The organism is Streptomyces sp. NPDC043853, assembly GCF_056436025.1.
On record NZ_JBWKDJ010000002.1, the window covers coordinates 539,754 to 563,222 of the forward strand.

Annotated in this window: 21 protein-coding genes and 1 pseudogene; 10 read left to right on the top strand and 12 right to left on the bottom strand. The window is 74.3% G+C overall.

The genetic code is table 11. The annotated features are described in order from the left end of the window. Positions 1–39 precede the first annotated feature (39 nt). From AC067U_RS07720 to AC067U_RS07730, 3 genes are all read right to left on the bottom strand, one after another. A complete protein-coding gene (locus AC067U_RS07720; RefSeq protein WP_478828725.1) occupies positions 40–2,127 on the bottom strand; it encodes a molybdopterin oxidoreductase family protein in 2,088 nt (695 codons plus the stop codon). Positions 2,128–2,544: 417 nt separating this feature from the next. Continuing rightward, complete coding sequence (locus AC067U_RS07725) at positions 2,545–3,309, bottom strand: glucose 1-dehydrogenase (RefSeq protein WP_478828944.1); 765 nt, start codon at positions 3,307–3,309, stop codon at positions 2,545–2,547. A 76-nt stretch (positions 3,310–3,385) separates the two neighbouring features. Continuing rightward, entirely contained in the window at positions 3,386–4,090 is a 705-nt protein-coding gene (locus tag AC067U_RS07730; RefSeq protein ID WP_478828945.1) for a SanA/YdcF family protein, read from the bottom strand. A 184-nt stretch (positions 4,091–4,274) separates the two neighbouring features. Between AC067U_RS07730 and AC067U_RS07735 the strand changes: the two genes are divergently transcribed. The 4 genes from AC067U_RS07735 (at position 4,275) to dnaG (ending at position 9,699) form a co-directional block, all read left to right on the top strand. Next, positions 4,275–5,012 (top strand): sirohydrochlorin chelatase, encoded by a 738-nt coding sequence (locus AC067U_RS07735; protein ID WP_478828726.1) that lies wholly within the window; start codon positions 4,275–4,277, stop codon positions 5,010–5,012. Between the two features lie 36 nt (positions 5,013–5,048). Beyond that, complete coding sequence (locus AC067U_RS07740; protein ID WP_478828727.1) at positions 5,049–6,350, top strand: deoxyguanosinetriphosphate triphosphohydrolase; 1,302 nt, start codon at positions 5,049–5,051, stop codon at positions 6,348–6,350. Between the two features lie 93 nt (positions 6,351–6,443). After that, positions 6,444–7,721 carry an NAD(P)/FAD-dependent oxidoreductase gene (locus AC067U_RS07745; protein WP_478828728.1) on the top strand — a complete coding sequence of 426 codons (1,278 nt, stop codon included), beginning with the start codon at positions 6,444–6,446 and terminating at the stop codon, positions 7,719–7,721. A 34-nt stretch (positions 7,722–7,755) separates the two neighbouring features. Beyond that, the gene (gene dnaG, locus AC067U_RS07750; RefSeq protein ID WP_478828729.1) at positions 7,756–9,699 is read left to right on the top strand and encodes a DNA primase; all 1,944 of its coding nucleotides are present in this window, start codon (positions 7,756–7,758) and stop codon (positions 9,697–9,699) included. Positions 9,700–9,872: 173 nt separating this feature from the next. On the opposite strand, the gene AC067U_RS07755 is transcribed toward dnaG, so the two are convergent. Both AC067U_RS07755 and cutA read right to left on the bottom strand, forming a co-directional pair. Beyond that, complete coding sequence (locus AC067U_RS07755) at positions 9,873–10,289, bottom strand: gamma-glutamylcyclotransferase family protein (RefSeq protein WP_478828730.1); 417 nt, start codon at positions 10,287–10,289, stop codon at positions 9,873–9,875. After that, positions 10,286–10,642: a divalent-cation tolerance protein CutA gene (gene cutA, locus AC067U_RS07760; protein ID WP_478828731.1), complete on the bottom strand. Its 357-nt coding sequence runs from the start codon at positions 10,640–10,642 to the stop codon at positions 10,286–10,288. Before cutA ends, AC067U_RS07755 begins: the two co-directional genes overlap by 4 nt. A gap of 352 nt (positions 10,643–10,994) precedes the next feature. Between cutA and AC067U_RS07765 the strand changes: the two genes are divergently transcribed. Both AC067U_RS07765 and AC067U_RS07770 read left to right on the top strand, forming a co-directional pair. Next, positions 10,995–11,540, top strand: coding sequence for a hypothetical protein (locus AC067U_RS07765; RefSeq protein ID WP_478828732.1), 546 nt, complete (start codon positions 10,995–10,997; stop codon positions 11,538–11,540). 163 nt (positions 11,541–11,703) lie between these two features. After that, the gene (locus tag AC067U_RS07770; RefSeq protein ID WP_478828733.1) at positions 11,704–12,405 is read left to right on the top strand and encodes a class F sortase; all 702 of its coding nucleotides are present in this window, start codon (positions 11,704–11,706) and stop codon (positions 12,403–12,405) included. A gap of 88 nt (positions 12,406–12,493) precedes the next feature. Here AC067U_RS07770 and AC067U_RS07775 read toward each other — a convergent pair whose 3' ends face one another. The 4 genes and pseudogenes from AC067U_RS07775 to AC067U_RS07790 all read right to left on the bottom strand — a co-directional run. Next, positions 12,494–13,273, bottom strand: a complete 780-nt coding sequence (locus tag AC067U_RS07775; protein ID WP_478828734.1) for a sulfite exporter TauE/SafE family protein — start codon at positions 13,271–13,273, stop codon at positions 12,494–12,496. Between the two features lie 36 nt (positions 13,274–13,309). Next, positions 13,310–13,768, bottom strand: coding sequence for a hypothetical protein (locus AC067U_RS07780; protein ID WP_478828735.1), 459 nt, complete (start codon positions 13,766–13,768; stop codon positions 13,310–13,312). Further along, positions 13,761–14,474 carry a ferric reductase-like transmembrane domain-containing protein gene (locus AC067U_RS07785; RefSeq protein ID WP_478828736.1) on the bottom strand — a complete coding sequence of 238 codons (714 nt, stop codon included), beginning with the start codon at positions 14,472–14,474 and terminating at the stop codon, positions 13,761–13,763. Before AC067U_RS07785 ends, AC067U_RS07780 begins: the two co-directional genes overlap by 8 nt. A 412-nt stretch (positions 14,475–14,886) precedes the next feature. Then, positions 14,887–15,321, bottom strand: a pseudogene (locus tag AC067U_RS07790) (ferric reductase-like transmembrane domain-containing protein); the annotation flags it as partial. Positions 15,322–15,477: 156 nt separating this feature from the next. Between AC067U_RS07790 and AC067U_RS07795 the strand changes: the two are divergent. The 3 genes from AC067U_RS07795 to nirD are packed head-to-tail and all read left to right on the top strand — an operon-like array spanning position 15,478 to position 19,777. After that, positions 15,478–16,923: an NAD(P)/FAD-dependent oxidoreductase gene (locus tag AC067U_RS07795; RefSeq protein ID WP_478828737.1), complete on the top strand. Its 1,446-nt coding sequence runs from the start codon at positions 15,478–15,480 to the stop codon at positions 16,921–16,923. Further along, entirely contained in the window at positions 16,920–19,448 is a 2,529-nt protein-coding gene (nirB, locus tag AC067U_RS07800) for a nitrite reductase large subunit NirB (RefSeq protein ID WP_478828738.1), read from the top strand. Before AC067U_RS07795 ends, nirB begins: the two co-directional genes overlap by 4 nt. Further along, a complete protein-coding gene (gene nirD / locus AC067U_RS07805) occupies positions 19,445–19,777 on the top strand; it encodes a nitrite reductase small subunit NirD (protein ID WP_478828739.1) in 333 nt (110 codons plus the stop codon). The genes nirB and nirD overlap by 4 nt, the downstream gene beginning before the upstream one ends. Positions 19,778–19,825: 48 nt before the next feature. Here the strand turns inward: nirD and AC067U_RS07810 are convergent, their stop codons facing one another. Further along, a complete protein-coding gene (locus AC067U_RS07810; protein ID WP_478828740.1) occupies positions 19,826–20,236 on the bottom strand; it encodes a VOC family protein in 411 nt (136 codons plus the stop codon). Between the two features lie 116 nt (positions 20,237–20,352). After that, positions 20,353–20,883: a group III truncated hemoglobin gene (locus tag AC067U_RS07815; RefSeq protein WP_478828741.1), complete on the bottom strand. Its 531-nt coding sequence runs from the start codon at positions 20,881–20,883 to the stop codon at positions 20,353–20,355. A gap of 259 nt (positions 20,884–21,142) precedes the next feature. Between AC067U_RS07815 and AC067U_RS07820 the strand changes: the two genes are divergently transcribed. Further along, positions 21,143–22,303 (top strand): alkaline phosphatase PhoX, encoded by a 1,161-nt coding sequence (locus AC067U_RS07820; RefSeq protein ID WP_478828742.1) that lies wholly within the window; start codon positions 21,143–21,145, stop codon positions 22,301–22,303. 84 nt (positions 22,304–22,387) lie between these two features. On the opposite strand, the gene AC067U_RS07825 is transcribed toward AC067U_RS07820, so the two are convergent. Next, positions 22,388–23,401: an ArsR/SmtB family transcription factor gene (locus AC067U_RS07825; RefSeq protein ID WP_478828743.1), complete on the bottom strand. Its 1,014-nt coding sequence runs from the start codon at positions 23,399–23,401 to the stop codon at positions 22,388–22,390. Positions 23,402–23,469 lie beyond the last annotated feature (68 nt).

Genomic DNA, 23,469 nt, shown 5'->3' on the forward strand with positions numbered 1-23,469 from the left:
ACGGAATCCGGCGGGTGGCCCCGCGGCCGGTCCGGGGGCTCAGCTGTCGGGGACGGGTTCCAGGCGGACCGCGCAGGTCTTGAACTCCGGCATGCGGGAGACCGGGTCGAGGGCGGGGTTGGTGAGGGTGTTGGCGCGGCCCTCGCCGGGCCAGTGGAAGGGCATGAAGACGGTGTCCGGGCGAATGGTGTCGGTGATCCGGGCCGGGGCGACGACGCGGCCGCGGCGGGAGACCACGGCCAGCGGCCGGCCCTCCGTCGCGCCGAGGCGGGCGGCCAGGCGGGGGTGGAGTTCCACGAAGGGGCCGGGGGCGGCGGCGTTGAGTTCCTCGACGCGGCGGGTCTGGGCCCCGGACTGGTACTGGGCGACCACCCGGCCGGTGGTGAGCAGCAGCGGGTAGTCGGCGTCGGGGACTTCGGCCGCGTCGCGGTGGGAGACCGGGGTGAAGCGGGCCCGGCCGTCGTCGGTGGCGAAGCGGTCGAGGAAGAGGCGGGGGGTGCCGGCCGCCGGACCGGCCTCGGGGCAGGGCCAGAAGACGCCGTCCCGCTCCTCGATGGAACGGTAGGAGATGCCCGAGTAGTCGGCCGGGGCCCCGGCGGTGGCGCGGCGGAGCTCCTCGAAGACCTCTTCGGGGGAGGTCGGGAAGGACTTCTCCAGGGTGGGCCCGCCCAGGCGGCCGGCCAGGGCGTTCATCACCTCCAGGTCGCTGCGGACTCCGGGGGGCGGGGTCAGGGCGCGGCGGCGGAGCAGGACACGGCCCTCCAGGTTGGTGGTGGTGCCGGTCTCCTCGGCCCACTGGGTGACGGGCAGGACCACGTCGGCCAGCCGTGCCGTCTCGGAGAGCACCACGTCGGCGACGGCCAGGAAGTCCAGGGCGCGGATGCGGGACTCGATGTGGGCGGCGCGGGGGGCGGAGACCACCGGGTTGGAGCCCATGAGGAGGAGCGCGCGGACGTCCGTGCCGAGCGCGTCGAGGAGTTCGTAGGCGCTGCGGCCGGGGCCGGGGAGGGAGTCGGGGTCGACGCCCCAGACGGAGGCGACGTGGGCGCGGGCGGCGGGGTCGGCGAGCTTGCGGTAGCCGGGCAGCTGGTCGGCCTTCTGGCCGTGTTCGCGGCCGCCCTGGCCGTTGCCCTGGCCGGTGAGGCAGCCGTAGCCGGAGTACGGGCGGCCGGCGCGGCCGGTGGCCAGGCACAGGTTGATCCAGGCGGAGACGGTGTCGGTGCCCTTGGACTGCTGCTCGGGGCCGCGGGCGGTGAGGACCATGCCGGTGGCCGGGGCGCAGAAGAGGTCGACGGCCTCGCGGAGCCTGGGGACCGGGACGCCGGTGACGCGTTCGACGTGTTCGGGCCAGTGGGCCATGGCGGCGGCCCGGGTCTCGGCCCAGCCGGTGGTGCGGCCGGCGATGAACGCCTCGTCGGTGCGGCCTGAAGCGACCACCAGGTGGAGCAGGCCCAGGGCGAGGGCCAGGTCGGTGCCGGGGCGGGGGGCGAGGTGCAGGTCGGCCTGGGCCGCGGTGCGGGTGCGGCGGGGGTCGACGACGATCAGGGTGCCGCCGTTCTCCCGCAGTTCGGTGAAGTAGCGCAGGGCGGGCGGCATGGTCTCGGCCGGGTTGGAGCCGACCAGGATCACGCAGCCGGTCTTCGGGATGTCCTCCAGCGGGAAGGGCAGGCCCCGGTCCAGGCCGAAGGCCCGCTGGTGGGCGGCGGCCGCGGAGGACATGCAGAACCGGCCGTTGTAGTCGATCTGCGAGGTGCCCAGGGCGATCCGGGCGAACTTGCCCAGGGAGTACGCCTTCTCGTTGGTGAGCCCGCCGCCGCCGAACACGCCGACGGCGTCCGGTCCGTGCGCGGCGCGGGTCCCGGCGAGGCCCTCGGCGACGGCGTCGAGGGCCTCCTCCCAGGTGGCGGGTTCGAGCCGGCCCGTGGCGCGGGAGCGGACGAGCGGCTCGGTCAGGCGCACCCGGGAGGAGAGCACGGCGGGGGCGGTGCGGCCCTTGCCGCACAGGGCTCCCCGGTTGACGGGGAAGTCCGTGCGTTCCTCCACCGCGACCGTCCCGTCCCCGGTGGGCCTCAGGTTCATTCCGCACTGGAGCGCGCAGTACGGGCAGTGGGTGGCGGTGGTGTGCATGCCTCCCAGCGTGGGACGCCGGTGTTACGCGGACCACCGCCGCCGGTTACGCCTCCCGTACGGGGACCTCAGCGCGGGGGTCGGCGGGCGGTGAGCGGTGCGCCTCCGGGGAGGGCCGGCGGGGACCTTCGGGGGGCTTGCTCCGGTCCGGCTCGGCCGAGTCGGCCGGGGCTGGCGGAGCGGGGCTGCGCGAACCCGCGCGGGGGTGTGCCGTGTGCCCACCCTCCCCCAAGCTCTCGACTTCGCTCGAGCAGGGGGACCCCATCGCCCTGCGGCACGCCTGCCCACACGGCGGAGCGGATTGGGCGGCACGGCTGCCCGCACGGCGGCGGGGATGGGCGGCGCGGCTGCCCGCACGGCGGCCGGGATGGGCGGCGCGGCCCTCCTGCCTGCACGGGCGCAGCGACGTGCGGGCGGCTACTGGCCGGTGAGGTACCGGACCGTGAGGCCGGCCGTCCAGCCGCCGTCGACGGCGAGCTCGGCACCGGTCATGTATCCGGCGGCGTCGGAGAGCAGGAAGGCGACCGCGGCGGCTGTCTCCTCCGGGAGGCCGACGCGGCCCATGGGGGTGCCGGGGTAGTTGCCCTCGCCGGCCTGGATGCCCACGGGCGCGGTCATCGGGGTCAGCGTCATGCCGGGGTGCACGGAGTTGACCCGGATCCCGGCCTCGGCGAGCTCCACCGCGCCGATCTTCGACAGGCCGCGCACGCCCCACTTGGAGGCTCCGTACCCGGCGGTCAGGGCGAGGCCGGTGAGGCCGGCCGCCGAGGAGATGTTGACGATCGAGCCGCCGCCGTTCGCGCGCAGCAGCGGGATCGCGGTCTTGATGCCGATGAACACGCCGACCAGGTTGGTCTCGACGCACCGGCGGAAGTGCTCGACGCTCTCGTGCTCCAGGAACTGCCCGGTGGCGATCCCGGCGTTGTTGACCAGGCCGTCGAGCCGGCCGAACTCCGCCACCGCGTGGTCGAGGGCGGCCTGCCAGTCGCTCTCGCTGGTGACGTCGTGCCGCAGGAAGCGGGCCGAGTCGCCGAGCTCCGCCGCGGTGGCCGCGCCCTCCTCCTCCAGCACGTCGGTGATCACGACCTTGCCGCCGCCGTCCACGACGGCCTGCGCGGCGGCCGCGCCGAGACCGCGGGCACCTCCGGTGATGACGACGACCTTGCCGCTGAGATCAACCACAGCCATGGATTCCCGGCCCTCGCTCCGCGTCATACGCCCCCCGAAAGGCTCATATGACTAATCGAAATAACCGCGGTCAGTGTGCCAGAGCGGCCAGGGCCTCCGACACCCCCTTCTCCTCGGGTCCCAGGAACCTCGGCTCCGGCTTCAGCGCGGCGTCCAGGGCGGCCTTGCCCGCCGCGAACACCTCTCGGGCGCCGCCGTAGTACCAGGTCGCGTCGTGCACGTCCGCGACCCCGATCCCGTACGCGTCGATCCCCGCCGCCCCGCAGAGCGCGAGGACCCGGCGTATGTGGAAGCCCTGGCTGATCAGCACCGCCCGGTCGACCCCGAAGACCTTCTTGGCCCGTACGCACGAGTCCCAGGTGTCGAAACCGGCGTAGTCGCTGACGATCCGGTCGTCGGGCACGCCCCGCTGCCTGAGGTACCGGCGCATCGCGTCCGGCTCGTCGTACTCCACCCGGCTGTTGTCCCCGGTGACCAGCACGACCTTGATCCGGCCGGTCCGGTACAGCTCGGCCGCCGCGTCCAGCCGGCGCGCCAGGTACGGCGTCGGCCGCTCGCCCAGCAGGCCGGCCCCGAAGACCACCGCCACATCCCGGGCCGGCACGTCCGCCGTGGTGCGCAGCCGGTCCTCGGCGACCGCGTGCGTCCACGCCGACGGCAGCAGCGCCAGCACGCAGCCGAGCATCAGCGCCTGTACCCACCGCCGCTGCCGCCGCCGGTCCCGCCACCCGCTCTCCGACCCGATCCGCATCCCGATCCGCATCCCGATCCGCATCCCGATCGGCATCCCGATCCGCATTCCGTTCCCCCCTCGCTCGCATGATCGGACGTACGGACCCCCGCCCCGGGTTCCGCCCCCGCTCGCTTTCACTCGTACGAACGACCGAGTGAGGGAGCGGAAAAAACCCGTCACGCCCACGCAACCGCCCTGCAATCCACGGGCGCCAGGATTGGTGTGCATGCCAGCCACCGCCGCCCCGGCCACCCTCGTCGCCGTCGCCCACGGCAGCCGTGACCCCCGCGCCCTCGACACGGTCTCCGCCCTCCTCGACCGCGTCCGCGAGCTCCGCCCCCGACTCGACGTCCGGCTCGGCCACATCGAGCTGAACGAACCGCTGCTCGACGACACCCTGCGCGCCCTGCCCGCCGGCGGCGAGGCCGTCCTCGTCCCTCTCCTCCTGGGCCGCGGCCACCACGTCAAGCACGATCTCCCCGGGGCCGCCGGCCGCGCCCCGCACCTGCTCATACGCCAGGCCGCCCCGCTCGGCCCGCACCCCCTGCTCGTCGAGGCCCTGCACGACCGGCTGCTGGAGGCCGGCACCCCGCCCGGCACCGCCGTGGTCCTCGCCGCGGCCGGCTCCCGCGACCCCGAGTCGGCCCTCGACACCCGCCGTACCGCGGCCCTGCTCGCCGAGCGGCTCGGCGGCGTCCCGGTCCTCCCCGCCTACGCCTCCGCCGCCGCCCCCACCGTGCCCGAAGCGGTCCGCGCCCTGACCGCGCGCGGCCACCGGGTCGCCGTCGCCTCCTACTTCACCGCGCCCGGCCGGTTCGCCGCCCAGAGCGCCGCCGCCGCGCCCGGCCCGGCCGCCGCACCGCTGGGCGACCACCCCGCCCTGGCCCGGCTGGTGCTGCACCGCTACGACCGCGCGGCCGTGCTGCCGTACCTGCCCTCCGGACGGGAACTCGCCACCGCCTGATCCCGGTTTGTCGGTACTTCCGGTTAACGTCATGGCATGGAAGGCACCGTGCACGACCCGTACGATCCGTCCGCCACCGAACGCTGGGCCGCCGAGCCGGACAAGCGGCCCGGCCGGACCGCCTTCCAGCGCGACCGCGCACGCGTGCTGCACTCCGCCGCGCTGCGCCGGCTCGCCGGGAAGACGCAGGTGGTCACCCCCGGCAGCCGCTCCTTCGAGTGGGACGCCAGCCCCCGCACCCGGCTCACCCACTCCCTGGAATGCGCCCAGGTGGGACGGGAGCTGGGCGCCGCCCTGGGCTGCGACCCGGACCTGGTGGAGACCGCCTGCCTCTCCCACGACATGGGCCACCCGCCGTTCGGACACAACGGCGAGGAGGTGCTCAACGAGTTCGCCAAGGACTGCGGCGGCTTCGAGGGCAACGCCCAGTCGCTGCGCCTGCTGACCCGGCTGGAGCCGAAGCGGTTCGTCACCGGTGCCGACGGCGAACCGGTCAGCGTCGGGCTGAACCTCACCCGCGCCTCGCTGGACGCGGCCACCAAGTACCCGTGGCCGCGCGGCGGTCACCCCACCGAGCCGGACTCGGTCAAGTTCGGGGCGTACGAGGACGACCTGCCGGTCTTCGCCTGGCTGCGGCGCGGCGCGCCCGCGGACCGCAAGTGCTTCGAGGCCCAGGTGATGGACTGGTCGGACGACGTGGCGTACTCGGTCCACGACTTCGAGGACGGCCTGCACGCCGGGCACCTCGACCCCAACCTGCTGTTCGCCGAGCCCGAGCGGAACGCCATCTGGCAGGTGGCGATCGGCCGTTACGTGCCGGCCGGCACCGACCCGGAGGAGCTGCGCGAGGCCCTGGACCGGCTGATGGAGGAGGAGTGGTGGCCGCACGGGTACGACGGCTCGGCCGCCGCCCAGGCCCGCCTGAAGGACGCCACCAGCCAGCTGATCGGCCGGTTCTGCCTGGCCGCGGAGGGCGCGACCCGGGAGGCGTACGGCTCGGGCCGGCTCACCCGGTACGGGGCGGAGCTGGTCGTCCCCCGGGAGGCCCGCAACGAGTGCGCCGTACTGAAGGCGGTCGCCGACCTGTACGTGATGCAGCGCGAGGAACAGGGGCGGGTGCGGGCCGACCAGCGCATCGTCCTGGCCGAACTCGCCGAGGCGCTCAGCGCCCGGGCGCCGGAGGGGCTGGACCCGCAGTTCCGGGCCCTGTTCGACGCCGCGCCCGACGACCGGGCGAGGAAACGCGCGGTCATCGACCAGATCGCGTCCCTCACGGACGCCTCGGCGCTCTCCCTGCACACCCGGCTCACCGTCCGCGCACGGCGCGCCGGGACCTGAGCCGATCGGGCCACGTCCCCTTCACGCGGCAGACTCGATGCGGGACGCTCGCAAGTGGCCGCAAGTGGCGAAGAGGTTATGAGGAGGCATCAGGTGGTCGACGCACACCGGACGTTCGTCATCGTGGGCGGGGGTCTGGCCGGGGCAAAGGCGGCGGAAACACTGAGGTCGGAAGGGTTCACCGGCCGGGTCATCCTGATCGGCGACGAGCGCGACCACCCCTACGAGCGCCCTCCCCTGTCCAAGGGGTACCTGCTGGGCAAGGAGGAACGCGACAGCGTCTTCGTCCACGAGCCCGGCTGGTACGCCCGGGCCGACGTCGAACTGCACCTGGGCCAGTCCGCCGTCCAGCTGGACCGCGAGGGGAAGCGGGTCGTCCTGGGCGACGGCACCGCCCTGCACTACGACAAGCTGCTGCTGGCCACCGGCGCCGAACCCCGCCGCCTGGACATCCCCGGGACCGGCCTGGCCGGGGTGCACCACCTGCGCCGCCTCGCGCACGCCGAGCTGCTGCGCGGGGAGCTCGCCGCCCTCGGACGGGACAACGGACACCTGCTGATCGCGGGCGCCGGGTGGATCGGCCTGGAGGTCGCGGCGGCCGCCCGCACCTACGGCGCGGAGGTGACGGTGGTCGAACCGGAGCCCACCCCGCTGCACGCGGTGCTCGGCCCGGAGCTCGGCGGCGTCTTCGCCGACCTGCACCGCGAGCACGGGGTGACCTTCCACTTCGGCGCCCGGCTGACCGAGATCACCGGCCAGGACGGCATGGTGCTGGCAGCCCGCACGGACGACGGCGACGAGCACCCGGCGCACGCGGTGCTCGCCGCGGTCGGGGCCGTCCCGCGGACCGCGCTCGCCGAGACCTCGGGCCTGGCCCTGGTGGACCGGGCGCACGGCGGCGGCATCGCGGTGGACGAGTCGCTGCGCACCTCCGACCCGGACGTCTACGCGGTCGGCGACGTGGCCGCCGCCCACCACCCGCTGTTCGGGACCCGGCTCCGGGTCGAACACTGGGCGAACGCGCTCAACGGGGGCCCGGCCGCCGCCCGGGCGATGCTCGGCCAGGAGGTCCGCTACGACCGGGTGCCGTACTTCTTCTCCGACCAGTACGACGTGGGCATGGAGTACTCGGGGTACGCGCCGCCCGGGGCTTACGACGAGGTGCTCATCCGGGGCGACGTCGCGCGGCGGGAGTTCATCGCCTTCTGGCTGTCGGAGGGCCGGGTGCTGGCCGGCATGAACGTGAACGTGTGGGACGTGGTGGAGCACGTCCAGGCGCTGATCCGGTCCGGTACGGCGGTGGACCGGGAGGCGCTGGCCGACCCGTCGGTGCCGCTGGAATCGCTGCTCCCGGCACAGGAGGGTGCCTGACGGGATTGTCGTACTCCGGCCGTAGAATTCACGCGTGGCAGGCAGGATCAATGACGACGACGTGAAGGCGGTACGGGACGCGGTCCCGATCGACGCCGTCGTCTCGGAGTACCTCCAGCTGCGCAACGCGGGTGGCGGCAACCTCAAGGGCCTCTGCCCGTTCCACGACGAGAAGTCCCCGTCCTTCCAGGTCAGCCCCAGCAAGGGGCTGTACCACTGCTTCGGCTGCCAGGCGGGCGGGGACACCCTCGACTTCATCATGAAGATCGACCACCTGTCGTTCTCCGAGGCGGTCGAGCGGCTGGCCGGCCAGGCCGGGATCACCCTCCGCTACGAGGAGGGCGGGTACACCGCGGGCACCAGCGGCCGCGGCGAGCGGATCCGGCTGGTCGAGGCGCACAAGGCGGCCGCGCAGTTCTACGTGGACCAGCTGGAGTCCCCGGAGGCGGAGATCGGCCGCCGGTTCCTGGCCGAGCGCGGCTTCGACCAGGCGGCGGCCGCGCACTTCGCGGTGGGCTACAGCCCGGCCGGCTGGGACCACCTGACCCGGTTCCTGCGCGGGCGGGGCTTCACCGACAAGGAGCTGATCCTCTCCGGGCTGGCCCAGGACAGCCGCAGCGGAAAGCCGATCGACCGGTTCCGGGGCCGGCTGATGTGGCCGATCCGGGACATCACCGGCGAGGTGGTCGGCTTCGGCGCGCGCAAGCTGCGGGACGACGACAACGGGCCGAAGTACCTGAACACGCCCGAGACGGCGATCTACAAGAAGTCCCAGGTCCTGTACGGCATCGACCACGCCAAGAAGGAGATCGCGAAGACCTCCCGGGCGGTGGTGGTCGAGGGCTACACCGACGTGATGGCCTGCCATCTGGCCGGGGTCACCACGGCGATCGCGACCTGTGGCACCTCCTTCGGCGGCGACCACATCAAGATCCTCCGGCGGCTGCTGATGGACAACGCCACCGCCGAGGTGATCTTCACCTTCGACGGTGACGCGGCCGGCCAGAAGGCCGCGCTGCGGGCCTTCGAGGACGACCAGAAGTTCGCCGCGGAGACCTCCATCGCGATCACGCCGGGCGGGATGGACCCGTGCGAGCTACGGCTGGCCGAGGGCGACGAGGCGGTGCAGGGCCTGGTGGAGAGCCGGACCCCGCTGTTCGAGTTCGCGCTGCGGCACATCGTGGCCCGGCACAACCTGGACAACCCGGCGGGCCGGGCGGCGGCGCTGGACGAGGCCGCGCCGGTGGTCGCCAACATCAAGAACATCGCGATCCAGCACGAGTCGGCGGTGCAGCTGGCCGGCATGCTGGGCGTGCGGGACGAGCAGTTCGTGGTCAAGCGGGTGGCGCAACTGGCCCGTTGGGCGCGGGAGCGGGGCTCGGGCGGGAACGGCGGGCCGGGCGGGCCCGGCGGACGTCCCCCGCAGCCGGGGCGCGGGCAAGGGCGCGGGCAGGCGTACGAGGCGGTGCCGGCGCCCGCCCCGGCGGCACTGTCCGGTCCCGCGCTGAACCTGCGCAGCCCGGCCCACCGCACCGAGCGGGAGCTGCTGAAGCTGGCCCTGCAGCGGCCGGAGCTGGTCTCCCCGGCGTTCGACGCGTACGGGGTGGACGAGTTCACCGCACCGCCGTACGCGGCGGTCCGGCAGGCGGTGCTGGACGCGGGCGGCGTGTCTTCGGGCGGCGAGGACTTCCTGGCCCGGGTCCGCGAGGCCGCGCCGAACGACACGGTCCGGTCACTGGTGACGGAGCTCGCCGTCGAGGCGGTCTTCTCGAAGGCGGTGGACGAGGTCTACGCGGGCGAACAGCTGGTCGCGGTCCGGCTCCGCGCGGTGGACCGCCGCGTCAACGAGCTGAACAGCGCGATCGTCCGGCTGAACCCGCACGCGCAGGCGGAACGGCACCAGGCGATCAACCAGGAGCTGTGGGTGCTCCAGCAGTACGGCCGCCGGCTGCGGGAACAGGGCGCGGCGGGGCTGTAGGCCGGGCCGGGACCCGCTCTCGCGCGGGGCCGGCGGTTCCGGCGAGGTCGGCGGTTCCGGCGAGGCTGGCGGTTCCGGCGAGGCCGGCGATCGGGCGGGATCCGCGGTTCGGTCGAGATCAGCGGTTTGGGCGGGATCAGCGGTACGGGCGGGATCAGCGGTTCAGCCGGGATTCAACGGTTCCGCCAGTCGCCGCCGGGGATCGGGATGCCGGACTCGGAGAGCCGGCGGGCCACCAGCGGTGCCGCCAGGTACACCCAGGCACGGACCGGGGTGCCGTCCGGGCGGAGGGCCTCGCGCAGGACCCGGTCGTAGACGTTCCGGGGGCGGCCCGCGCCGTGGTACTCCTCCAGCCGGTCCAGGGCCGCGAGCAGCTCCTCGTAGGCTCCGGGCGCGGCGGTGACCAGATCTCCGGATATGGAGCCGCCCGGGTGTTCCACGGCGAACGGGTAGCCCGGGCCCTCGTAGAGCCGCGCGCCGGGGAGCCGGGCGGGCTCCTCGGCCGCCGTGCGGCCGCGGAGGAACAGGTCGTGGTTCAGCTCGCCGGGGCGCAGGGTGCCGTAGACGAAGAACGGGAGCTCGGCGGTCACGGGGCGACCTCTGCGGCGACCCAGGCCAGATAGTCGGCGCCGCCCCGGACCACCGGGGTGGCGATGATCTCCGGGGTGTCGTACGGGTGGCCGGCTGCCAGGGCTGCCTCCAGGGCCGGATACCGCTCGGCGGTGGTCTTGAACAGCACCTGCCACTCCTCCGCGGTCTCGACCGCGCCCTGCCACCGGTAGACCGAGGTGACCGGGCCGGAGATCTGGGCGCAGGCGGCCAGCCTCGCGTCCACCGCGCCCCTGGCCAGCGCCGCGGCGCCCGCCGCCGAGTCCACGGTGGTCGACACGGTGACGACCGCCGCTCCGGACGGCTCCGGTACGGGCCGTTCGACCGATGTCACTGGGGCCTCCCTGGCAATGGAACGTATGGGCGCGATGCGAACGAAGGAACGGTACGGCGATTCTCGCCCCCGTGCCCAGGGGCGGCCCCACCGGAGGTGGGGGCAGGTGTTCCGCAGGGTGACGGGGTCCCCTGCGGAACACCTGCCGACCCGGCGGCGGGGCCATGCGAAGAGGGCGGGATCACCCGGACGGCAGTCGGCGGTGGTGCACCCCGTACGCACGCCCTGACCTGCTGCGACGGGGTGTGCGCGGGGGCCGGCCGAAGGGATGTGACGGAGCATCAGCAGGCGCCCCGGCCCCGGGAGGGATTAGCTCGACGCACGACCCCGCGTCACGAGGACCGAGGAACCCATGCGCCGCCGCACCGCCCATCTGCTCACCGCCACCGCGCTGACCGCCGCCGCCTTCGCCGGCCCGGTCGCGGGAGCGGTCGCGGGGGCGGTCACCCGTTCCGGGCCCTTCGCGGCCGGGGACTTCGCCGTGCTGGAGGTCTGGCCGAAGTCGGCCGCCCCCGGCACCACCGTCACCGTGAACACCACCGCCTGCGGGCCGGACAGCCACGCCGACGGCGATGCCACCACGGTCGGCGGCGGCCGGTTCCGCCTGGTGCCGGGCACGCACCAGGAGGTCGTCGTGGGGCAGTTCCAGGTCGCCCGCGACACCTCGCCCGGCACCTACGACATCGGTTCGACCTGCGCCGACGGCAAGTTCGCCACCGGCCGTCTGGTCGTCACCGAAGGGCACGGCCCGCAGGGCCACGTCCGTACCGGAGTGGGCGGTGGCACGACCACCACCGCTGACCCCGCCAAGGTCACGGCGGGAGCGGCAGTGCTGGCCGCGGCCGCCGTCGGCGGTACCTGGCTCCTGCGTCGCCGGGCGAGCGGCACGCGGAGCTGACGGGCGCCCACCGCGGCCCCGGCCGCGGTCCGACCGGTACCGCCCCCGTCGCCCGCCCCGTGAGGTCCCCCCGTTCGCGGGGACGGGCGACGGCCACCCACCGCACGGCCCGGGGCACAGCGCACCGCGCGGCCCGGCCCGGGCCCCACCGAGGGACGGGGACATGCGAGGCGACACCCGCGGCACCGGCACCGGCACCGGCCCCGGCCGTCCCGGCCGCGGGTGTCGCGAGCCCCGCGGCCGGCCGGGCCCGCTCGGCCCCGCCTGGCGGATCGGGCTCCTCGCGGTCGCCTTCTGCCTCGGCGTATGGCTGGTCGGCAGCGGGTCCGCGGAAGAGGTGCGGCCGCCGCAGCCCTCCTCCGCCGAGGCGGCGGGGGTCTCGGGCGGCTGGGGCGCGATCGCGCCGCTGCCCGGTTCGCCGCCCCTCCGCATCCGAGTTCCGTCCATCGGGGTCGACGCCCCGCTGACCGGGCTCGGTCTGGAGCGGGACGGCAGCCTCCAGGTGCCGCCCACCGCCGACCGCAACCTGGCCGGCTGGTACCGGGACGGCACCACCCCCGGCGCGGCCGGAACGGCCATCGTGGCCGGGCACGTCGACCACGCCACCGGCCCCGCGGTGTTCTACCGGCTCGGCGCGGTCCGGCGCGGCGCGTTCGTCGAGGTACCGCGGGCGGACGGCCGTACCGCCGTGTTCACCGTGCACGCGGTCGAGGTGTACGACGCGGACGCCTTCCCCGACGACCGCGTCTACGGACCCGCGAAGGGGGCCGAACTCCGGGTGATCACCTGTGGCGGGCGCTTCTCCCCCGGTACCGGCTACCGCGGGAACGTGGTGGTCTTCGCGCACCTGACCGGCACCCGCTGAGTCGGCTTCATCGATTCGGACGGACGCGCCGGGTCGGGCCCACCGGGTCAGGCCGTCCGGGTCAGGCCAGCGGTTCAGGCCCGCCGGGTCAGGCCCACTGCTCCCAGCCCAGCTTCAGCACCAGCGCGCACACCACCGTCAGCAGCACGACCCGGACGAAGCCACTGCCCTTCTTGAGCGCCAGCCGGGCCCCCGCCATGCCCCCGGCGAGGTTGAACACCGCCATCAGCGCGGCCAGCCGCCACATCACCGCCCCCTGGTACGCGAAGACGGCGAGGGCACCGGCGTTCGTCCCGACGTTGACGATCTTGGCGGTGGCCGAGGCGGTCAGCAGGTCCAGGCGGAGCAGCCCGGTCAGGGCGAGGACCAGGAAGGTGCCCGTACCCGGCCCGATCAGGCCGTCGTAGAAGCCGATGCCCACGCCCGCGAGGAGGATCGCGGCGGCGATCCGCTGCCGGGTGACCGGCCCCGTGGCCGGAGCCGCCCCGAACGAGGGCTTGAAGATCACGAAGGCGGCGACCAGCAGCAGCACCACCATGACCACCGGGATCATGGCGTCCTTGCTGAAGGAGGCCGCGAGCACGGCGCCGCCCGCCGCGCCCGCCATCGCCGCCAGGCCGATCCGGGCCGCGGTCTTCACGTCCACGGGCGCCTTGCGGGCGAAGGTGATCGCCGCACCGGTGGTGCCGACGATGGCCACCGCCTTGTTGGTGCCGAGCGCGTGCGTGTGCGGCACGTTCGCGGGCAGGCCCAGCAGCAGGGCGGGCAGCAGGAGCAGTCCGCCGCCGCCCACCACCGCGTCGATCCAGCCCGCCGCCGCGGCGGCCACACACAGCACGATGATCATCGTCGTAGATATGTCAGGCACGTGGTGAACCTACGGTCCTGTCCCACGCCGAGTCGATCAATCGCCGCTTTCTTGCGCAAGGTTTGAGGTTTCGGCGGCAGTGGCCGCAGGCGGGACCCGGTCCGGAGCCACCGGAGCCGCCGGCTCCAGGACGGCGGTCAGCACGGTCGCGGCCAGCGCCCCGGCCAGCCCGATGCCCGCAGCGACCCGCCACTCGGGTGGCACGGCGTGCAGCGTGGCGAACCGCCCGGCCCGCCGCCGACGGCGCCGGCCGCTCGGGCCGGAGCGCACGCCGGAGTCCCCGACGGAATTCCAGCCCGAGTCCCGGCCCGAGTCCCGGCCCGAGTCCGGTCCCGCGTCCGGGCCGTGGTTCCAGCCCGAGTCCCGGCCGTGGTCCCAGCCGGAGTCCTGGCCGAAGTTCCAGCCGGAGTCCCCGCCGTGGTTCCGGCCCGAGTCCGGGGCCGATCCGGAACCGGGCACCCGCCCGGGCGCCCCGGCCCACGCGGCCTCAGGCACGGGCGCGGGCACGGGCGCAGCCACGGGGCCGGGTACGAGCCCGGGGCCGGCCTCGGGCACGGGCACGGGTATCGCCACGTCCACGGAAACGTGCAGCGGATGGCGCATGGGGTGGAGGTGCGGACGCACGGCGGGTCGGTCTCCCTGTATCGGAACGTAGGTCGGACGGTGATTCGGAAAAGGTGGCTCGGCACAGGCAGCCCGGCAGAGGCGGCCCGGAAGAGGCAGCTCGGAAGGTGAAGCACTCGGCGTGGATGTGCCCGGCCGGCACCCCGGCCCGCAGCAGCGCGGCCCGCGTCGCCGCCGCCATCCCCGGCGGCCCGCACAGGTAGACGTCGTGCTCGGCCAGGTCCGGCAGCAGTGCGCGCAGCGCACCCGGGGCCAGTGGGTCGTACGCCCCGTCGGACGGCCCCAGCAGGTAGTGCAGCCCGGCCTGCCGCCCGGCCGCGATGGCCTCCAGCTCGGACCGCAGCACCAGCTGCTCCGCCGCCCCGGCCCGGTAGAGCAGGGTCAGGTCCCCGGGACCGCCGGGCAGCGTCTCGAACAGCGCGCGCAGCGGGGTGATGCCCACCCCGCCCGCGATGAGCAGCACCTTGGGACGGGTGCGGCGGGCCGCGGTGAGCGCACCGAACGGCCCGGTGGCGATCACCCGGGTGCCGGGCCGCAGCCGGCGGATCCGGCGGGAGTGCCCGCCCAGGCCCTTCACGGTGATGCGCAGGGTGTGCTCCCGGACCGGGGCGGAGAGCGAGAACGGCAGCGCCGTGTACCAGAGCCGCCGCTCCTGGGGGCACCTCCCAGCGGCAGCTGGGGGAGAACCGCCAGCGCAGGAACTGCCCCGGTTCGGCCCGGAGTTCGGCGAGGTGGTCCCCGTATACGACGACGGAGACCACGCCCGGCCCCTCGGCCCGGACCTCGGCGACCCGCAGCGAGTGCCGCAGGGCCTGCCGTACCGGGACCACCGCGCGGTACCAGACCAGCAGTGCGGCGACCACGGTGTGGGCGAGGGCCCAGAACCAGCCGAGGGCGTCGAGGTCGGGCCCGGCGAGCTGGTGGACGAACCCGAGGGCCGCGGCCGCGTACACCAGCAGGTGCGCCCCCCGCCAGGTTTCGTGGGCGAGGCGGTGGCGTACCGCGCGGGCGGAGGTGACGCCCACGGCCGCGAACAGCGCCGTGCCGGCGGTGGCGGCGGCCAGCGCGGGGTAGCCGATCAGCTCGCGGGCGGCGGTGAGCAGGTCGCGCCCGCCGTGCACGGCGTAGCCGAGGAGGGCGAAGAGGCCGTGGCCGAAGCAGAGCAGCAGCACGGGCCGGCCGCCGGCCGCGTGCCAGCGGGCCAGCCGGTCGGCGCCGACGCCGTGCTCGACGGCGGGCACCCGGGCCATCAGGAACAGCAGGACGAGCACCCCGTACCCGGCGAGCAGGCCGGCGAGGTGGGCGGCAGTGGCGAACAGCGCGTCGGGCCGCGCGGAGGGCCGGACCTGCGCCGCCCACAGCAGGCAGACCGCCCCCGCCCCGCCCAGGATTCCGCCCTTGACCCGCACCACCACATCGCCCATACGGGCAAGCTAGGCGCCCTCCGACGGCAGTTGAAGATCCTTAAGCCTGGCTTGAGCGAGCCCTCACGGGCGCTTAACCCGGCCTGGGAGACGGGCGTTCCTCCCGGGTAACAAGGGTGATGCCGTCGGGAAACAGCGGCCGCGCACGCTCAGGGCATGACCTGGCGACAGCAGCGTGTGGTGGTGGTCGGCGGTGGCCTCGCGGGGCTGCGCCTCGCCCGGCGGCTCGACCCCGCACCGATCAGCGTGACCGTACTCGGCGAGGAGACGTACGCCCCCTACAACCGGGTACTGCTCGCGGAGATCCTCGCGGGGCGGTACGCGCCCGAGGTCGCGGCCCTGCCCGCGGCCGGACCGGAGCTGCGGCGGGGCGTGCGGGCCGTCCTGATCGACCGGGAGCAGCGGGTGGTGCACTGCGACGACGGCTCCGTGGAGCCGTACGACACGCTGGTGCTGGCCACCGGGTCCAACGCGGTGCTGCCGCCGCTGCGCGGCCTGTTCGAACCCGGGAAGGGCGAACTGCCGGACGGCGTGCACCCCTTCCGCACCATGGACGACTGCACGGCCCTGTCGGATGCGGTCCGGCCGGGCGTCCGCGCGGTGGTGATCGGCGGCGGGCTGCTGGGCGTCTCGGCGGCCCGGGCGCTGGCCGCGCGGGGCGCACAGGTGGTCCTGGCCCAGCAGGGCGAGCGGCTGATGGAACGTCAGCTGGACGAGCCGGCCTCCGCGCTGCTGCGGTCCCACCTGGCCGAGCTGGGCGTGGAGGTCCACACCGAGTGCCGCGTCCGCGCGGTGCTCACCGACCCGCCGGGCTCCGGCCCGGCCCGCGGGCCCCGGCCCGGCCCGCCGCTCCGGGCGGCGCCCGGTGCCCGGCGGTCGCCGGGCGGACCCCGCCGGGTCACCGGCGTGGAGCTCGCCGACGGCTACCGGCTGGACGCCGACCTCGTCGTCCTCGCCTGCGGCGTACGGCCCCGCGTGGGCCTGGCCCGGGCCGCCGGGCTCGACGTACGGCAGGGCGTGCTCGTCGACGACGAGCTCCGCACCACCGACCCGCGGATCCACGCGATCGGCGACTGCGCCGAGCACGACGGCCAGGTCTACGGTCTGGCCGGCCCGGCCCTGGAACAGGCCGACGTACTGGCCTCGATCCTGCTGAGCGGTTCGGCCGCGGCCGAACCCGCCGCGCCCTCGTCAGCCCCCGAAACCCCCGTGCCCGGCCCCGGTCAGGGGGCCGGAGCCGGGCACGGCCGGCCACCCGGCACCCCGGGAGCGGCCACGGGCACGCCCCTCCGGTACACCGGCACCCGCGCCCTGACCCGGCTCACCCTGAACCACGGGCCCGCCGGACCCGCACCCCTGGACCTCGCCGCCTTCGGCGAGACCACCCCGCTCCCCGGCGACGACGTGGTCCGGCTGACCGACGCGACCCGCCGCACCTACCGGCAGGTCGTCGTCCGCGGCGACCGGCTCGTCGGCGGGGTCCTCCTCGGCGAACTCTCCGCCGTGGGAACCCTCGCCCGCGCCTGGGAGGGCGACGAACCGCTGTCCGCCACGGACCGGCTGATCCACCTGCTCACCGACGACGGAGGCTCCTCACAATGACCAAGCCCACGATCCTGCTCATCGGGCACGGCATGGTCGGCCAGCGCTACCTCGAAGCGCTCGCCGAGCGGGGCACCACCCGCACCCACCGCGTCGTCGTGCTCGCCGAGGAACCCCGGCCCGCCTACGACCGGGTCCACCTCACCTCGTACTTCTCCGGCAGCACCCCCGAGGACCTGTCGCTCACCCCGGCCGGCTTCCTGGCGGAGCACGGCATCGAGCTGCACCTCGGCGACCCCGCCACCGCCGTCGACCGGGCCGCCCGCACCGTCACCACCGGCTCCGGCCGGGTCCTCCCGTACGACGTACTGGTGCTCGCCACCGGCTCGTACCCGTTCGTGCCGCCGGTGCCCGGCAAGGACGCCGCCGGCTGCTTCGTCTACCGGACCATCGAGGACCTGCTCGCCATCGAGGAGTACGCCAAGGAGCGGACCCGCGGCGCGGTGGTCGGCGGCGGCCTGCTCGGCCTGGAGGCGGCCGGCGCCCTGCAGGGCCTCGGCCTGGCCACCCGGATCGTGGAGTTCGCGCCCCGGCTGATGCCCGTACAGGTCGACGAGGGCGGCGGCGCCGCCCTGCTCCGCACCATCGAGGGCATGGGCCTGACCGTGCACACCGGGGTCGGCACCCAGGAGGTGGTCACCGGCGGCCCGGACGGCTCGGTCAGCGGCATGCTGCTCTCCGACGGGACGACCGTCGAGACCGACCTGGTGGTCTTCTCCGCCGGGGTCCGGCCCCGCGACCAGCTGGCCCGGGACTGCGGCCTCGACGTCGGCGAGCGCGGCGGCATCACCGTCGACGCCCGCTGCCGCACCTCCGACCCGTACGTCTACGCCATCGGGGAGTGCGCACAGGCCGTCGACGGCCGGGTCTACGGGCTGGTCGCCCCCGGCTACGAGATGGCCGAGACCGCCGCCGACGACCTGCTCGGCCGCGACCGGGAGTTCACCGGCGCCGACCTGTCCACCAAGCTCAAGCTGCTCGGCGTGGACGTGGCCTCCTTCGGCGACGCCCACGGCAGCGCCGAGGGCTGCCTCGACGTGGTCTACTCCGACTCCCGCTCCGGGATCTACAAGAAGCTGGTGGTCTCCCCCGACGGGACCCTGCTCGGCGGGGTGCTGGTCGGCGAGGCCGACGCGTACGGCCTGCTGCGCCCGCTGACCGGCAGCGTCCCGCCGGTCTCCCCCGAACAGCTGGTGCTGCCCGCGGGGGCGGGCGCGCCCGCCGCACTCGGCCCGGCCGCGCTGCCCGACACCGCGGTGATCTGCTCCTGCCACAACGTGACCAAGAAGGAGATCGCCGCCTGCGCCACCCTCGCCGAGGTCAAGAAGTGCACCCGCGCGGGCACCGGCTGCGGCTCCTGCGTGAAGGTGATCGGCCAGCTCCTCCCGGCGAGCACCGACAAAGGACTCTGCGGCTGCTTTCCCTTCACCCGGGCCGAGCTCTACGAGATCGTCCGCACCCGCCGCCTGACCTCGTACGAGGAGCTCCTCGACGGGCACGGCCGGGAGGCGGCCAGGGGCGGCGACGGCTGCGAGACCTGCAAGCCGGCCGTCGGCTCGATCATCGCCTCCCTCGCGCCGAGCATCGGCGCCAGCGGCTACGTCCTCGCCGACGGGCAGGCGGCCCTGCAGGACACCAACGACCACTTCCTCGCCAACCTGCAGCGCAACGGCTCGTACTCGGTGGTCCCGCGGATCCCCGGCGGCGAGATCACCCCGGAGAAACTGATCGTGATCGGCGAGGTCGCCCGCGACTTCGGCCTCTACACGAAGATCACCGGCGGGCAGCGGATCGACCTGTTCGGCGCCCGGGTGGACCAGCTGCCGAGGATCTGGGCGCGGCTGGTGGACGCCGGCTTCGAGTCCGGGCACGCGTACGGGAAGGCCCTGCGCACGGTGAAGTCCTGCGTGGGACAGACCTGGTGCCGCTACGGCGTCCAGGACAGCGTCCGCATGGCCATCGACCTGGAGCTCCGCTACCGGGGCCTGCGCGCCCCGCACAAGCTGAAGTCGGCGGTGTCCGGCTGCGCCCGGGAGTGCGCGGAGGCGCAGAGCAAGGACTTCGGCGTGATCGCCACGGCCAACGGCTGGAACCTCTACGTCGGCGGGAACGGCGGCGCCACCCCGCGCCACGCGGACCTCCTCGCCCAGGACCTGTCCGACGCCGAACTGGTCCGGCTGATCGACCGCTTCCTGATGTTCTACATCCGCACCGCCGACCGGCTGGAGCGGACCTCCACCTGGCTGGACCGGCTGGAGGGCGGCCTGGACCACCTCCGGGACGTGGTCGTGCACGACTCGCTGGGGCTGTGCGCGGAGCTGGAGGCCCTGATGGCCGAACACGTCGCGCACTACCGGGACGAGTGGGCGGCCACCCTGGACGACCCGGACCGGCTGCGCCGGTTCGTGTCCTTCGTCAACGCGCCGGGCGCCCCCGACCCGGCCGTGCAGTTCGTGCCCGAGCGGGACCAGGTCAAGCCCGACCTGGCCGTCCTCACCCTGGAACCCCTGGGAGGGAACCGATGACCGTGGAACTGCGGGTGGCCGAGGGATGGCTGACCGTCTGCGAGCTCTCGCAGCTGCTGCCCGGGCGGGGGGTGGCGGCGCTGCTGCCCGACGGCAGCCAGGCCGCGGTGTTCGTGGACCGGGCCGGCCGGCCGTACGCGATCGGCAACCGGGACCCCTTCACCGGGGCGCAGGTGCTCTCGCGCGGGCTGATCGGGGCGGCGGAGGGCCGGCCGTTCGTGGCGTCGCCGCTGCTCAAGCAGCGCTTCGACCTGGAGACGGGGCGCTGCCTGGACGACGAGGAGGTGGCGGTCCCCACCTATCCGGTGCGGACCGCCGCGACCTCGTAGCCCCTCCGGCGTCACCGCGCTCCGGCGTCACCGGCGCGACGGCCGCCGTCAGCCCTGGGCGGCGGCCGGGTCCATCCAGATGACCTCCCACAGGTGGTGGTCGAGGTCCTCGAAGGTGCGGCCGTACATGAAGCCGTACTCCATGGCCGGGCGCGGCTCGGTGGCGCCGCCCGCGAGGGCTCCGTCCACCAGCTCGTCGACCCGCTCGCGGCTGTCGGCGCTCAGCGCGAAGATGCCCTGGGCGGTGCGGGCGGTGTCGGCGATCTCCTTGGAGGTGAACTCCTTGAACTTGGCCTCGGTCAGCAGCATCGCGAAGATGGTGTCGCTGAAGACCAGGCAGGCCGCGGTGTCGTCGGTGAACTGCGGGTTGAAGGAGTAGCCGAGCTTCTCCCAGAAGGCCTTGGCCGCGTCCAGGTCCTTGACGGGGAGGTTCACGAAGATCATCTGCGGCTGGGACATCTCGGTCTCTCTTCTCTCGGGTTCCGCGCGCCTCCGCGTGGCGCGGGGGCTACGGCGTGGTGCGGTGTGGTGTGGTGTGGTGCTGTCGAGAGGTGGACCGGGGGCGCCCGGGAAACTCATCGGTCCCGTCCGAAGTTTTTTCGGGAATCCGCGAACCTGCAGGTCAGAGGGTCGGAGAGAGAGGTTCGGAAGGTCGGACCAGGGAGGCGCAGCTCCAGGGCGGCCAGCGGGACGAATCCCGGGCCCTCCCCGGTGCGTGCCGCCCCCGTGCCCGCCAGCCGCTCGTGCAGGGTGAGCGCGATCCGCTCGCCCTGCGTCTTGGCCCGCTCCGCGAGCGGTCCCTCGTACAGCCCGTCGACCGTGGCCCGCCACAGCTGCACCCAGCGCCCGAAGTCCTCCGCGGTCATCGGGCGTACGGAGTGCAGGGCGGCGTGAGGGGCCAGAGCATCGCCCCTGTAGTAGGCGCTGCGGAACAGGGCGCGCTCCCAGAAGTCGGTGATCCTGGGGAGGTGGGCCTCCAGATCGGTGCCCGCGATCCGGGTGAAGAACGGTCCGATCAAGGGGTCGGCGAAGGCCGCGGTGTAGAAGCGGCGCAGCAGGACCGCGAGGTCCGCCCGCCCGGCGATATCGGAGCGCTTCTCGTTCATGTCCCCGCCATCCTCGCGCATCCGCGGTCCTCCCGGGGCAGAAAGCCACAGGGTGCCGCGGCGTCCGGAAATCGACCCTCCGGGACGGGACGGGAGCCGCCGAAGTGCCGCCTGGGCTTCGCGGGGATTGCACTCCGAGCGGTCGCCCCCGCGTCATGCGGAGTTGACGCCCAGTCAATGCCGGAGTCCTAGGTTCCCAGGCGCACGTGTACCCGTGCGGCCGCCCGGCCCCGGGGCCCTCCTCCCCCCAGGAGTGACCGTGGAACGTCGTACCTTCCTGCGCGGTGCCGTGATCGGCACCTCGGCCGCCGCCTTCGGCGGCACCCTGATGCGCGGCGCCGCCTACGCGGCCCCCGCCCAGCCCGGCCCCGGCCCCTACGGAGCGCTGGGCGCGGCGGACGCGAACGGCATCATGCTGCCCGGCGGCTTCACCAGCCGGGTGATCGCCCGTTCCGGCCAGACCGTCGGCGGCACCTCCTACACCTGGCACAACGCCCCCGACGGCGGTGCGTGTTTCACCGACGGCTCGGGCTGGATCTACGTGTCGAACTCCGAGATCAACCCCTCCGGCGGTGCGAGCACCGTCAGGTTCGACTCCTCCGGCACGGTCACCGGCGCGTACCGGATCCTGTCGAACACCCGGCAGAACTGCGCGGGCGGCAAGACCCCGTGGAACACCTGGCTGTCCTGCGAGGAGGTCAGCCTGGGCTACGTGTACGAGACGGACCCGTACGGGGTGAACGCGGCGGTGCGGCGGCCCGCGCTGGGCCGGTTCAAGCACGAGGCCGCGGCCGCCGACCCGGTCCGCCGGGTCGTGTACCTGACCGAGGACGAGACCAACGGCTGCTTCTACCGCTTCCTCCCCGCCACCTGGGGCGACCTGTCCTCCGGCACCCTCCAGGTCATGGTGGCCGGCACCGGCACCTCCGGCTCCTTCACCTGGCAGAACGTGCCGGACCCGGACGGCTCGCCGACCACGACCCGCAGCCAGGTCCCGGGCGCCAAGAAGTTCAACGGCGGCGAGGGCTGCCACTACGCCAACGACACGGTCTGGTTCACCACCAAGGGCGACAACCGGGTCTGGCAGCTGAACCTGGCGAACAGCACCTACGAGCTGGCCTACGACGACTCTCTCGTGGTGGGCGGCGGTGCCCCGCTGACCGGCGTCGACAACGTCACCGGCTCCTCCTTCGGCGACCTGTACGTGGCCGAGGACGGCGGCAACATGGAGATCTGCGTGATCACCCCGGACGACGTGGTCGCGCCGTTCCTGCGGATCACCGGCCAGTCCTCCTCCGAGATCACCGGCCCGGCCTTCTCCCCGGCCGGCAACCGCCTGTACTTCTCCAGCCAGCGCGGTACGAGCGGCAGCTCCTCGGGTGGCATCACCTACGAGGTGACGGGCCCGTTCCGGACCTGAGCCCCCTGGCCCTTTCTCCCGACGGCCGCACCCCGACCGGGTCCTGGCGGGGTGCGGCCGGGGTGCGGCCGCGCCGGGCCTCCTTCAGGAGGCCACCGCCCCGCCCTTCAGCAGGGCCGCGCCCAGCGGGGTCACGGTGTGCAGCACCGCGTTGCCCCGGCGCAGGGTGGTCACCAGGCCGGCCTCGCGCATCACGCAGGCGTGCTGGCTGGCGGATGCCAGGGACACCCCGGCCCGGCGGGCCAGCTCGCTGGTGGTGGCGCCGTCGCCGATGGCCCGCAGCACCACCGAGCGGGTGTGGCCGACCAGCTTGCCCAGGGTGCGGACGCGCTGCTCGTCGGGACAGGCCGGGCGCACGTGGCGGGCCGCGGCCGGCGCGGCCGCGGCGGAGGCCGGCTCGGCGGCCGCCGGGTACACCAGCACCGGCGGCAGCTCGGGGTCCTGCAGGGTCACGGCGGTGCGCCGGCAGAAGAACGAGGGCTGGAGCAGCAGCCCGCGGCCGTCCAGCGTGACGTCCCGGTCCACCGGGTAGTCGCATTCGAGCACCGGCGCCCGCCAGCGCAGCATGGACGGCAGGGAGGCCAGCAGCTCGTCCGCGCCGCCGTCGAGCAGGGCCCGGCCGCGGGCGGCCCGCTCCGCCTCGATCTGGGCCTGGATATGGGTCCAGTACGGCTCCACGGCGGCCCGGTGGTATCCGCGGAGCTCGCGCAGCAGCCGGGGCAGCACCTGGGTCCCGCCGTCGGCGAACTCGCGCAGCCGGGGCGGCAACGGCGCTCCGGCGGCCACCAGGGACAGCTCCTTCCGCAGCCGGTCGTCGCGGATCCCGCGGAGCGCGTCGAGCCCGAGGTCCCAGCCGTACCGTCCCTCGGCCGGGGTCAGGAAATCGGGGAAATAGCCGCGACTCGGTATGAGCGCACCGAGGAGCCGTGTTTCACTATTCAACCGGCTGCGCGCTTCAGTACGCCATTCACCGAACAACCGGGCATCCCGCCGGTCTCTTAGTCGGTGAAAACTAAGAATCGTTTCCCACAACGCATCGGGACGCCCTGCCATCCGTACGCGTGCCAGGTCCACTCCAGTGAAATGGATACGCAGCACCGAACCCCCACCTGTGCAACCGCAATCCCCCCGCTCCATGAGTATGCATGCCGTCACACGACGTCACC